The 11809-nt window shown below is 65.7% G+C and carries 9 protein-coding genes; 3 read left to right on the top strand and 6 right to left on the bottom strand.

From position 1 onward, the window contains the following. Positions 1-29 precede the first annotated feature (29 nt). From H3H36_RS15575 to H3H36_RS15565, 3 genes are read left to right on the top strand one after another with little or no spacing between them, the layout of a single operon-like run. On the top strand, positions 30-1154 hold the full coding sequence (locus H3H36_RS15575) for a hypothetical protein (RefSeq protein ID WP_182219016.1): 1125 nt from the start codon (positions 30-32) through the stop codon (positions 1152-1154). A 9-nt stretch (positions 1155-1163) separates the two neighbouring features. Next, positions 1164-3197, top strand: coding sequence for a hypothetical protein (locus tag H3H36_RS15570; RefSeq protein ID WP_182219015.1), 2034 nt, complete (start codon positions 1164-1166; stop codon positions 3195-3197). Positions 3198-3211: 14 nt separating this feature from the next. After that, entirely contained in the window at positions 3212-3874 is a 663-nt protein-coding gene (locus H3H36_RS15565) for a hypothetical protein (protein WP_182219014.1), read from the top strand. A gap of 68 nt (positions 3875-3942) precedes the next feature. Here the strand turns inward: H3H36_RS15565 and H3H36_RS15560 are convergent, their stop codons facing one another. From H3H36_RS15560 to H3H36_RS15535, 6 genes are all read right to left on the bottom strand, one after another. After that, positions 3943-4446, bottom strand: a complete 504-nt coding sequence (locus H3H36_RS15560; RefSeq protein WP_182219013.1) for a hemerythrin domain-containing protein — start codon at positions 4444-4446, stop codon at positions 3943-3945. A gap of 190 nt (positions 4447-4636) precedes the next feature. Beyond that, complete coding sequence (locus H3H36_RS15555) at positions 4637-7912, bottom strand: bifunctional diguanylate cyclase/phosphodiesterase (RefSeq protein WP_182219012.1); 3276 nt, start codon at positions 7910-7912, stop codon at positions 4637-4639. Positions 7913-8183: 271 nt separating this feature from the next. After that, entirely contained in the window at positions 8184-8846 is a 663-nt protein-coding gene (locus tag H3H36_RS15550; RefSeq protein ID WP_182219011.1) for a DUF799 domain-containing protein, read from the bottom strand. 1 nt (position 8847) lies between these two features. Continuing rightward, on the bottom strand, positions 8848-9204 hold the full coding sequence (locus H3H36_RS15545) for a DUF4810 domain-containing protein (RefSeq protein ID WP_182219010.1): 357 nt from the start codon (positions 9202-9204) through the stop codon (positions 8848-8850). Positions 9205-9213: 9 nt separating this feature from the next. Beyond that, positions 9214-9894: a CsgG/HfaB family protein gene (locus H3H36_RS15540; protein WP_220459759.1), complete on the bottom strand. Its 681-nt coding sequence runs from the start codon at positions 9892-9894 to the stop codon at positions 9214-9216. Positions 9895-10042: 148 nt separating this feature from the next. Next, entirely contained in the window at positions 10043-11494 is a 1452-nt protein-coding gene (locus tag H3H36_RS15535) for a flagellin N-terminal helical domain-containing protein (protein ID WP_182219009.1), read from the bottom strand. Positions 11495-11809 lie beyond the last annotated feature (315 nt).

Here is an 11809-nt window from a genome sequence, read left to right as displayed (position 1 = left end):
TCAATCTGCCGCTGGAAGAGCTGGTGGAAATGAAATACGATGCCGGCGCGTCTTTCAAGGACAAGTCCATCAAGGCCGCCTCATCCAGCGCTTCGGCCAATTCGGCCGTCGGCTATAGCGCCAGTGTCAACGCCGCCAACGCCTCGTCGTCGCAGGTCAACGCCAAGTCCCAGGCAGCGCTAGGCGCGCATTCTGGCGATGCCGCGTTCAACGCCAATGCCAAGTCCAGCCTGAACGCCAGCAGCGCCAATAGCGCGTCACTGGCGGCCAAGGAAAACTATGCCGCTGCGTCCAACTCCAAGTCGGCCAGCGCCGCCATCGATGCCAAGAACGTGGCAGCCGCCAGCCATGAGACGGCGAGCTACAAGAAGCTGGTCAAATACCAGGACGCCTCCAAACCGACCAGCCACCCGCTGTTCCTGAACGAATTTTCCGGCAAACTGCGCGACTATGACTTGCGCCTGCTCGATTCCATGAATGCGCGCAGCAAATACTTCGGCGACAAGCCCATCAATTTAGCGTTACTTTCCAATAGCGCTGAAATGGCCAAGTTCAGCGAATTCGCCCGCACCAAGGCCAACGCCGACTTCTTGATGGTGGGCTCGGCCACCGTGATCGCCGGCGAGCGCAATTCGGCCACCGGTGAATTGTCCTGCGTCGTCAACGCCGAAGTCAAAACCTTTGCCACCGCGGGCGGCGAATTGATCGCGTCGATGGCCGAAAGCACCCAGGCCGCCGGTCCCAATATTGAAGCCTGCAACGCCACGGCGACCCAGAAGGTGGCACGCATGATGGCGCCCTCGTTCGCCGGCAGCACGCTCGGTTACTGGGCCGACCGCGCCGCCCGTGGCCGTCAATACACGGTGGAATTCAAAGGTGCAAACCTGACGCTGCCGCTGCGCATGGCCTTCACCAAGGCCTTGCAACAGGTCGACGGCGCCACCGCGGTGGAGAAGAAGTCAGATGGTCCCGAAGGCGTCATGGCCACGCTCACCCTGAAGGGCAAGGGCGATCCGATGGAGCAAATCTACGCCGCCGTGACCAGTCAACCCGCATTCTCCGGCAAAGAGCTGGACGGCAAAACCGAAGGTGAGCAAGTCACCCTGTGCTTGAATAAATGCGGCGGCCCCGAAACGAAAACCAAGAAACGCTAGGCGCCCGTCATGATAACGTTATGTTCCTCACGCCTAGTCGGCGCCGCGTCGCTGCGTTCACTGCTGGCCAGTCTGGTGTTGGCTGGCGTCGCCGGCTCCGCTGTCGCGGGAGCCGATGCGCGCGTGTTTCCAGTGGGCGGCGTGTTCTGGACCGAAAACAATACCGCCATCGACCAGCGCTTCCTGCGATCCCTGGACCCCAGCAAACTGCGACAGCAGGTCCAGCTCGCCTTGGACGCTGCCTTCGCCGGCCGCATCGGCCAGTTGACCAGGCAGACCGCTGGCGACACTTTTGCCGTGTCGTTCCACTTGACGCGCATGGCGTCCTACACCGCCAACAAGGCCGACCATAATATCGAGTTGCGCACTCCGGTCACCGGCAGCATCTACTTCACCAATGTGGTAACCGGAGAAATCCTGTTCACCACCACCAGCACCAATACGGCGGTAGCGCTGTTGGCGCCGCGGGCGCTCGAGGGAGCCGGCAGGAAGAACGAAGAAGACAAGCTGTACGCGTCAGCCTTGTCGGCCTTGATCGAGCAGCTAAGCCAGCAGGCCGGCAAGGAATTCCAACCGCGCACCGTGGAAGCCAGCATCACTGGCAGCAGTAACGCGCTGCTGTTGCTGTCGGCGGGCTACAAGCAAGGACTGCAGTCCGGCGACTGCCTGGAAGACCAAAATGGCAACCTGATCAAAGTGGTGTACGCAGGTGCCGATTATGCCGCCGCCCAGGTCGTGTTGGCCGACGAGGTACGCACCGGCACGGTGTTCCATAAATACGTGGTCGGTAAGATCGACGGGCGCTTGCGGCCGCGCGCCACCGTCATCGCCAGCCAGTTGCCCGAAGGCTTCTCGTCCGAGTATGTGACCCAGCTGTTTTCCGAAGAATTGGGGGCCAAAGCACCGCTGACTATGGTGGAAGTGAATCCCGGCTTCGCGCACTTGCTCAACACCGTCGTACAAAAAACGGACCTGAGCAATAACAGTACGGCGCAACGCGACACCCCTGATCTGGTAATACGGCTGCACATCGGCGAACCGGTGCAATATGAAACCGCGACCAACCTGGGCTTCCAGACCACGCGCGGCTTCAGCGCCGACGCCTACGCCGAGCTGATCGACATGAGCGGTCGCGTCCTGTTTGCCGCCAGCGGCCACGACAGCCAGAAGATCAGTGTCACCAACGGCCTCGATCTGGCGCCCGCCGCGCGCCGCGAAATCGCTATCAAGAATGCGCTGTTGGCGTTGGCGCAAAACATGGGCCACCTGGCGGAGGCCAGGACCGAAACCGCCAAGGTCGCCCGGGCTGACGCCAATGGCGTGTACGTCGCGACGCCCAACCAGCTATACGCGAGCAAAGCGCCTGGCTTTGTACTGCATCCCACCAGCTTCACGGTCGGCGGCAAAGCGACCATACTGCCGTTCCCTGTCTACGAGGCGGTGGCGGAACAACGCGTGGAGCAGGAGACGCGCCTGGGCAATCTGCTGCCCCTGTCCAATGCCAGGCCAGCCGTGCAAGCGGGCGATCTGTTCGAGGCACTGCGCCTGGGGAAGACGCCAAAATCGCCCGCCCTGTTCAGCCTGTGTCCGGATAGCGAAAACCTGGGTACGCTGGCGACGCCGCAATTTCGCACGCTGGCCTCGGTGGCACTGGCGCAAGCCATGCCTGGCCAGTATTACGCAGCCGACGTGCGCCAGCAAGCCGACGATGTCATCAGCGTGCGCAACGGCTTCAACAGCAAGCTGCAATGGGACCTTGCCACGGTACGCACTTGTGTGCAGCCGGTCCAACGCGTGGACATCGTCACCGAGGAGTGTGGTGACACCTGCCAGAAATCGCTGACCGCGCGCTATACCTTGCGTGTGCGCACCGACAATGTCGTCGGTGCCAAGCAAGGGCTGGAGTCGAAATTCCGCAGTACCGGTTACCAGAAGGCCAGCAACGCGGCCGACGTGATGAACCTGATCCGTCTGGATGTCACCGACGAGGCGCAGAAACTGCTGTCCGCGCTCGCCACCAAGCTTGTTTTACCTGCCAACTAAGAAAGAGAAGCCTCATGAAAATTCGCAATTCCGTTCAAGCTGTCGCCACCGCCCTGCTGATCGCAGCCTCGGCCACGGCCAGCGCCGGCCTCGGCGGCCTGACCAGCCTGATCCCGGGTGGCCCGAGTGGTGGCCCAGTCGATGCCGAGGGCTTCCTGAAAAACGCCGCGGTGGCCGAGACGCTGATGCGTACCTCGCTGGACCAGTTGGCCATCTCGTTAGCGACCAAGGAAGAAATCGCTCAGATCGACGCGCTGAAAAAACAGGCTGCGGAAAAGACCGACGCCAAGGAGAAGGGCGCCGTCGAGCAGGAAGTCGCCAAATCGGAAGCCGCCCTGCTGAATGCACGCGACTTTGACAAAGTCGCAAGTAATGAAGTGAAAAAAATGGACGCCAAACAAAAGCAAAAGTTGGCCGGCGCCGCCACCAACTTCGTGCTGGCCATGTTGAAGGACAAAGAGCTGATGAGCCAGTCCAGCGGTATCCTGAGCGGACTGGGAAGCAACCCGGCCAACCTGAGCAAGGTGGGAGCCATCAAGGATGCGGCAGGCAGCATGAAGAATCAACTCGAGGTGGCAGGCGCACTGGCCACCAAGGTGCCGAAGTTATTCGCCGCTGTGGGCGTGAAGAACCCGCCTAGCAAGGCGTCGGATTCGCCAGTGGAGATCGCGGACTAATCCCCCCTCGTTCGCGGCACATGGAACGCCATCCACGGATGGCGTTTTTCATTTGCGCCTGCGCGCTGTCACCCCGGCAGCGTCACCTGCGCCTTGCGCTGCACGATGGCCGCGCCCAGCGCCACCAGGTCCAGCTCGCTGTCCTGCACCCTGGGGAAGATCTCGCCTTCCTCCTCGTCCACGTGGTGCGCGATCAGTTCGGACAGCACTTTCACCGTCGCGTCGTACAGTTGCTCACCCTCCTCCATGGCCAGGATCTGCGCGATCAGTTCCTTGGCCGAGCCATGCTCCACCAGCGCCTCGTCGACCTGGTCGGCGCATTCGGCGATGGCGTCGCGCACGGCCGGGTAGAACAATTCCTCCTCGGCCGTGGCATGCTGGGTCAGGGCCAGGCAGATGCGCGTGGCCAGCTTCTGCTTGCTGGCGTGGGCCCGTTCACCGAGCTGTTCATATTGCTCGAACAAGGCCTGGACGTTGGCATGGTCGGCCCTTAGGACGGCCAGCGCGTCGTCGGGCTGCCGGGCGCGGCTGCGCCGCGCGATGGTGGTGGTGGTACTGTGCGTCGATGGCATGATGGACTCCTCAACAGGCGTGATCTTTCCCGCGCCGGCGCGAACGCCCGGCGCCCCCGGCGCGCGCCACTGTGCGTGCGCCACCGGAAACCATGATAGCCATGGCCGCCACGACGCTTGTGGGATGGCGGCGTGGCCCGTTGTAGGACGCGAACGCGCGAACGATGCCGTGGCGGCGGCGCCCGTGCAATCAGGCGGCCACCTTGCGCGCGAGCCACTGGCCGCGCCAGTCCGGCAGCGCGCTGGCCGGCATGGGCCGACCGATGCCATAGCCCTGCCCCAGGGCGCAGCCGATGTCCAGCAAGGCCTGGTAATGGGCCGGGGTCTCGATGCCCTCGGCCACGATCTGGCGTTCGAACGCGGCCGCCAGCGCCACCACGCCCTGCACGATGGCCAGGTCCCCCTTATCGTCGAGCATGTCGCGCACGAACGATTGGTCGATCTTGAGCTCGTCGAACGGCAGGCTGCTCAGGTAGGACAGCGAGGAATAGCCGGTGCCGAAATCGTCGAGCGCAAACGTCACGCCCAGCCGGCCGCAGGCGGCCAGGACGTCGCGCACGATGGCGATGTCGTTCAGCGCCACCGTCTCCAGCACTTCGATCTGCAAGGCGCCGAACGGCAGCATCGGATAGAGCGCCATCAGCTGGCGCAAGCGGTCCACGAAGTCGGGCGACTCCAGGTGGTAGCCCGAGATGTTGATGCTCACGCTCAGTTTCAGGCCCTGCTCGTGCCAGGTCCGCAGCTGGGCCAGCGCCGTGGCGGCCACCCATTCGCCGATCTGGATATCGAGCTCCGTATTGGCCACCTGGGCCAGGAAGGCGCCCGGCGCCAGCAAGCCCCGCTGCGGGTGGTGCCAGCGGATCAGCGCCTCGGCCCCCACCACGGCCCGCGTGCGCAGGTTGACCTTGGGCTGGTAGTACAGTTCGAACTGGCCCTGCTCCAGCCCGTGCCGTATGCTGCTGAGGAATTCCAGCTGGTCGCGGGCCTGGCGGTCCAGCGCCGTGTCGTACAGGTGGTAGCGGTTCTTGCCGCCCTGCTTGGCCAGGTACATGGCCTGGTCGGCGTGGCGCAGCAGCGTATCGGGGTCTTCCTGGTCGAGCGGGTAGACAGCCACGCCAGCGCTGGCGCTCAGCGCCACGGTCTTGTCGCCGATCACGAACGGCTGGGCGATCGCCTCGAGCAGCCGGCGCAGCGTCAGCTCCCATTCGTCAGCCTTGTGCAATCCCAGCAGCAGGACCACGAACTCGTCGCCGCCCAGGCGCGCCACCGTGTCGTCGGCCCGGATCGATGCGCCGATGCGGCGCGCCGCCTCGATCAGCACCTGGTCGCCCATGTCGTGGCCCAGGCTGTCGTTGATGTGCTTGAAGCCATCGAGGTCCAGGTAGCACACGGCCATCAGGGTCCGCTCGCGGGCCGTGCGGGCGATGGCCTGCTTCATGCGGTCGGCCAGCAGCACCCGGTTGGGCACCCCCGTCAGGCCGTCGTAATGGGCCGCCCGGTTCAGTTCATCCTCATGGGCCTTGATCTGGCTGATGTCGGAGAACACGGCCACGTAGCGCTGCACCTGGCCGCGCTCGTCGCGCACGGCTGAAATCGACACCAGTTCCGGATACACCTCGCCCGACTTGCGCCGGTCCCACAGTTCGCCGCGCCAGTAGCCGTCGCGCTGCAACTGGCCCCACATCTGCTGGTAGAAGCTGCCGTCGTGGCGGCCCGAGGACAGCAGGCGCGGATTGCGGCCCACCACCTCGTCGCGGCCATAGCCGGTGATGCGGCTGAAGGCGGCGTTCACGTCGACGATGTTGTTGCCGTCGTCCGTGATCAAAATGCCTTCCTGGCTGTTCTCGAACACGCTGGCCGTGATGCGCAGCTGGGCTTCGGCCCGCTTGCGCTCGGTGATGTCGCGCGAGGAATTGAACAGCACCGGCTGGCCGGCCAGCGCCATGGGACAGTTGCTGATCTCCACATCGACCACGCTGCCATCCTTGCGCCGGTGGCGCGTCTCGAACTGGTTGTGCACCCCGCCGTCGAGCTGCTGGGCCAGCAGGGCCGTCAGCTCGGCCTGGCTGAAACGGGCGTCCCAGCACGCCACGTTCATGCCGATGAGTTCCTCGCGCTCGTAGCCGAGCATGGCGCAGAACGCGACGCTGGCCTCGATCACATTGCCGCGCGCGTCGAGGATGTGGATGCCGTCGCTGGCGTTGCGCAACAAGGCCAGATTCTTTTCGCTCTCGGCGCGCAGCGCCTGCTCGGTCTGCTTCTGGGCCGTGATGTCCACGTGCGAGCCCAGCAGGTGCGCGTTGCCATCGCCGTCCACGTGGCGTTCGCCGCGCGCCAGGATCCAGCGGTAGCCGCCGTCCGCATGGCGCAGGCGGAACGCGTTCTCGTACTGCACCTGGTCCGAGGCCAGGAACGCGCGCACCGTGTGCCAGGCCGCTGCGCGGTCCTCGGGATGCAGCAGCGTGTCCCAGGTGGCCAGGCTGTTGCTCAGCGCCTCGGGGCCATAGCCGAGCTGCGCCTTCCATTCGGGCGACAGGTAGATGTCGTCGCGCGCCAGGTCCCAGTCCCACAGGCCGGTGTTGGAGGCCTGCAGCGCGAAGGTCAGCCTTTCCTGCAACTGGGCCAGCGCGGTGTACGGCATGTCGATCGCCTCCACCACCACGGCCCGGTAGATGAACAGGTAGGAAATGGTCTTGTACAGGTGGCCCAGCACGTTGTAACTGCCCGTCATGGTGGTGTACAGCGTGAAGAAGAATTCGCCCATGGCCATGGTCATCACGGCGCCGACCAGCAGCACGGCCCGGAACGGCTGCGGCCGCCGGATGCGCGCCAGCAGCAGGCCGGCCGTGGCCAGGTTGACGGCGATCACCAGGTACTCCGTGTTCTTTTTCAGCGCCGTCAAACCCTGGCCCGGAATGAAGGTGTCGGGCAGCCAGGCCTGGTGCCACAACACCAGCCAGGCCAGCACCGCCACCCCGGCCAGGGCCGTGCCCAGCAGCCAGTAGCGGGTGGCGTCGGCCGCGAACGGGCGCCAGCGGCGCACGGCCACCACCAGCAGGCCGCCGGCGGCCAGCAGGCGCGCGGCCAGCCAGAAATTCAAGTGCTTCTGGGCGTCGTTGGCCGACACCAGGTCCGGCATGCCCACGTAGGACACCATGTGCAGGAAATCGAGCGCCCCCACGGCCAGGAAACAACAGGCCAGCCCCACCACGTTGCCCGAGCGGGCCGCGCCGCGCGCGTTCCAGCCGACGATGAACACCATCATGCTGACGACGATGGAGGCGGTCTCCATCAGCATGTGCAGGGGCAGGTAGTGGGGGAACGGTTGCGCGCCGGGCCGGCTGGGCGCCAGCCAGGCCAGCCATTGCACCAGCGCCAGCAGCAGCAACAGGCGCATCATGCGGGCCATGCCCTTGCCGTACATGGGATGGGGACGCAGCGCGGAAAGGAGGTCGAATGATCGCATGGCGCTCTGGATGGTGAACGATGCCGCCCCGCGTCCGGCGGCGCCAGCCTGGGCGGCGACCGGCCGCGACTGGCCAGCTCTCAATATACCAAAGAGCACATGCGACCAAACAGTTTATTCACTGAAAGTTGCGTTCACGTCCGTTGCGACGCCCCAGCCACTTCAAGCAGTTGAACAACGCATCGCCCGGCTTCGCTGCGCCGAAAAAAAACGGGCGGCCGGATCGGGGATCGGCCGCCCGGGGGCGCATACCATGCCGGCGCGCTGGCGCTTATTGCTGCTTGTAGTAGACCGAACGGGGTCCGTACAGCATGCCGTTGACCTGGCCCGCCGCCAGCAGGCGCTGGCTGGCCGCGCCGGCCACCGGGTAGGACGCGTCCGTCGAATTGTTGATGATCTGCTTGACCGCCGCCGCCACCAGCGCCCCCACCAGGCCGCCGCCGTTGTTGTTATTGGCGTCGTTGTTGGCTGACGCTTCGCCCGTCCACAGCGTGGTGCCCGTCTTCAAATCCACCAGCCTGGCCTTGGCCGACACCGTCACCACGCTGTTGAGCACGGTGTAGCTGGCGCCGAAATTGGTCACCGTCAGGTACAAGGCCGCGTCGGCGCCGAAGATGCTGTGCAGCTTGCGGGGATCGACGGCCTGGGCGTCTTCCGCACTGCTCAGGCCATTTTGCTTGAAGGTCTCCTCCACCAGCGCCACCGGCAAGACGTAATAGCCGGCCTCGGCCAGCGGATACGTCACTTGCGACAACACGGTGTAGCCGGCCGTCACTTCCGGCGACGTGTTCAGCGGCGGCAGCACCACGATGGAACGGGGCTTGGCGGCCTTGAACGCCGTGTAGTCGTAAGGCGTGGCCTGGTGGGTCGCACACCCCACGGCCAGCATGGCCGGCGCCAGGCAGGCGGCCAGCTTCATCACTCGTTGCAGCATCTTATTTCCCATCCTTGTTAGCCGATTTCATCAGGAAGTCCATGTAGGCGGCCGATTCCGGGAACAGCTGCTTCTCGGCCGCGAATTGGGCCATCACCTGGTCCTGGCGGCCAGCCAGCGCGTACAGCAGCCCCAGGTGGGCGTGATAGCCCGGCGGCGGCGTATTGCCCTTGGCGTTGATGGCCTGCAAGTCCTTTTCCAGCACGGCGATCTGCTGGTCCGGGCTGCCGCCCTTGAAGTGCTGATACACCTGGGGCTGGTAGCCTTCCCACTGGTACAGGGTCTTGGGCGCCGTGTGGCAGGCGCACAGCATGGCGGCGGCGGCCAGCGCCAGCGCGCGCTTGACGATATTGTTCATGGGACCGCCTTATCGCGTGCTGCCGGACATGGCGCCCGCTTCCACGCCGGCCACCAGGTGTTCCACCGCTTCACGCATGGCCAGGTCCAGCACCTTGCCGTTGAGCGTGGCGTCGTAGCTGGCGGTGCCGCCAAAGCCGAGGATTTCACGGTTCGACAAGCTGTATTCGCCTGCGCCCTGGGTCGAGTACACCACTTCCGAGGTGGCGATGTTGACGATGTTGAGGGTCACCTTGGCATAGGCGACCTGGGTCTTGCCGCGGCCCATGATGCCGAACAGCTGGTGGTCGCCCACTTCCTTGCGGCCAAATTCCGTCACATCGCCGGTGACGACGAAATCAGCGCCCTTGATGGCCTGGCCTTGCTTCTTGAAGTCCGCTTCCTGCTTGAGTTCCTGCAGGTTGTCGCGGTCCAGCACGTTGAAGCGGTTGGTTTGCTGCAGGTGGGCGATCAGGATGGTCTTGGCCTGGCCGCCGAGGCGGTCCACGCCGTCCGAGAAGATGCCGCGCATGAAGCTGGAACGGTTGTCGAACTTGCCAACGGCCACCAGCGTGCGCACGCCCGTGTAAGGCCGGGCCGCGCTGGCCACGGTGGGCACGGCCAGCGCTTGCGAACTTTCCGTGGCGCAGCCGGCCAGGGTCGACGCCACCAGTGCCGTCGTCGCCAGCAGGCCAAGTTTCTTGATCATCATGGATACCCCGAAGTTAAATGAAAACCAATGATTATACGCCGGAAATAGTTCATTTAATGAAATTAATTTCCTCGTGGAAAAATGCGGCGACGGGAGCGGGGGCCTGGCTGGCGCGCTGGGGGGGGCGGCGCTGCCGGCGCGGCGGCCGTCAGCGCAGCAGCAGCAATGCCTGCTGGGGCGTGGCGTTGGCTTGGGCCACCATGGAGGCGGCGGCCTGCTGCAGAATGCGGCTGCGGGTCAGCTGCGCCGTCTCGCTGGCGTAGTCCGTGTCGAGGATGCGCGAGCGGGCGGCCGCCAGGTTGGTGCTGGTGCCCAGGTCGCCGTCGTAGGCCAGCTGCAGCCGGTTTTGCAGCGCCCCCAGCTGCGCACGCACGGCGTTGCCGCTGTCGATCTTGCTATCGATGAAATCGAGCGCGTCGGTGGCGCTGTTGGCGCTGCTCAGGTCGATCGGCGGATCGCCGCCGCCGGACGAACGCAGCACCGTGACCGTGTTGCCGGTGGCGGTGGAGTTCTGGCCGCCGGCCGTCAAGCCCACGGCGCCGGGGTTGGCGCCGCCCACCAGCAGCTTGTGCGGCCCGCCGCTGGGCGCGTCCAGCACCGTGATGGTGCCGCCGTGGGTGCCGGTGGCCAGGCCCAGCACGGCCGCATAGGGGCCGCCCGACGCGCTGATGGCGATGTCGCGCCCGTCGGCCGCCGTCAAGGTCAGCGTGCCGCCGCTGGCGCTGGCCGCAACGCCGCTGGCGCCGGCCGCGCCCGTGATGGCCGCCGCCGCGCTGGCAGCCAGCGCGCTGGCGTTGGCGCCCACGATGGGGCCCAGCGCCACGCCATTGATGGACAACCCGCCGGCCGGGATATTGCCGCTGGCGCCCACGTCGCCGCTGACGGTGGTGGCGGCGCTGGCCGTCACGCCCAACACGCCAGCGCCATTGATGGCCGCCGCCGCCGCCCAGGCGCTGGCGGCGCCCTGGCCCGGCGCCGCGCCGGCCACGGCGGCGCCCACGGCCTTGTTGTTGAGCGTCAGGTCGCCCGCGCGCAGGGCGGCCGTCACCTGGCCGCTCAGGTTGACCTGCTGCTCCGGTACGTCCACCTGCACCGCGCCGCCGGGATCGCTGCGGTACACGGCCGGGATCGCCACGTCGATCACGGCGCCGGCCCGGTCGCCCACCTGCAACTGGGTGCGGTAGGAGCCGTCCAACAGGTTCAGGTGGTTGTACTGGGCGCGGCTGGCGATGTCCAGGTTGGCCTGCAGCAGCGCGTCGGCCTCGTGCTGGATGGCGGCGCGGTCGGTCACGCTGTTGGTGTCGTTGGCCGCCTGCACGGCCAGTTCGCGGATGCGCTGGTAGTTGACCATGATCTCGCCCATGGCGCCATCGGCCACCTGCAGCAACGAGATGCCTTCGCTGGCATTCTGGGCCGCCCGCTGCAGCCCGCGCACGCCGGCCGTCAGGCGCGCACCGATGGCCAGCCCGGCCGCGTCGTCGCTGGCCGAATTGACGCGCTGGCCGCTGGCCAGCCGCTGCATGGTGACGCCCAGCGCCGTGCCCGCCCGCTCGTAGCTGCGCTGGGCGTTCAAGGCGGACAGATTGCTGTTGATCTGCATGGAAGGGCACCGAGGCCGAGGCGCGCCGGCGCGCCGCAAACCGTTCAGGGATTGGTGGTTGTCGCGCTATTAACGGCGGGAAACGTGGATCGCTTTAGCGCCAACATACGCCGGCAGCAAAAAAAGGCGGCGGGCGTGATTAGCAGGGCAAGGTCCGGCGGGGGGGCACGGCGGGGTCACACACACGGCGGGGTCTATCATCGGATTTGTAAGGGGGCGACATCCCTGACGTTGGAGGTGTAATCTAGCCGATGACGGGGGTGTGGCTCACGGGGTCAGCGGTGGCTTTGGCCATCCGCTCGACATTGAAATGCC

Origin of the sequence: Rugamonas fusca (assembly GCF_014042365.1) — a bacterium.
Classification (GTDB): domain Bacteria; phylum Pseudomonadota; class Gammaproteobacteria; order Burkholderiales; family Burkholderiaceae_D; genus Rugamonas; species Rugamonas fusca.
Note: the sequence above shows the minus strand (reverse complement) of the source record. Positions and strands in the feature narration are given on the sequence as shown.

What these genes read in the sequence shown, in the direction of transcription:
- H3H36_RS15535 (WP_182219009.1), bottom strand. Translation starts at nt 11,494, where the DNA reads ATGCAGATCAACAGCAATCTGTCCGCCTTGAACGCCCAGCGCAGCTAC.
- H3H36_RS15575 (WP_182219016.1), top strand. Translation starts at nt 30, where the DNA reads ATGAAATACGATGCCGGCGCGTCTTTCAAGGACAAGTCCATCAAGGCC.
- H3H36_RS15555 (WP_182219012.1), bottom strand. Translation starts at nt 7,912, where the DNA reads ATGCGATCATTCGACCTCCTTTCCGCGCTGCGTCCCCATCCCATGTAC.
- H3H36_RS15565 (WP_182219014.1), top strand. Translation starts at nt 3,212, where the DNA reads ATGAAAATTCGCAATTCCGTTCAAGCTGTCGCCACCGCCCTGCTGATC.
- H3H36_RS15545 (WP_182219010.1), bottom strand. Translation starts at nt 9,204, where the DNA reads ATGAACAATATCGTCAAGCGCGCGCTGGCGCTGGCCGCCGCCGCCATG.
- H3H36_RS15570 (WP_182219015.1), top strand. Translation starts at nt 1,164, where the DNA reads ATGATAACGTTATGTTCCTCACGCCTAGTCGGCGCCGCGTCGCTGCGT.
- H3H36_RS15550 (WP_182219011.1), bottom strand. Translation starts at nt 8,846, where the DNA reads ATGCTGCAACGAGTGATGAAGCTGGCCGCCTGCCTGGCGCCGGCCATG.
- H3H36_RS15540 (WP_220459759.1), bottom strand. Translation starts at nt 9,894, where the DNA reads ATGATGATCAAGAAACTTGGCCTGCTGGCGACGACGGCACTGGTGGCG.
- H3H36_RS15560 (WP_182219013.1), bottom strand. Translation starts at nt 4,446, where the DNA reads ATGCCATCGACGCACAGTACCACCACCACCATCGCGCGGCGCAGCCGC.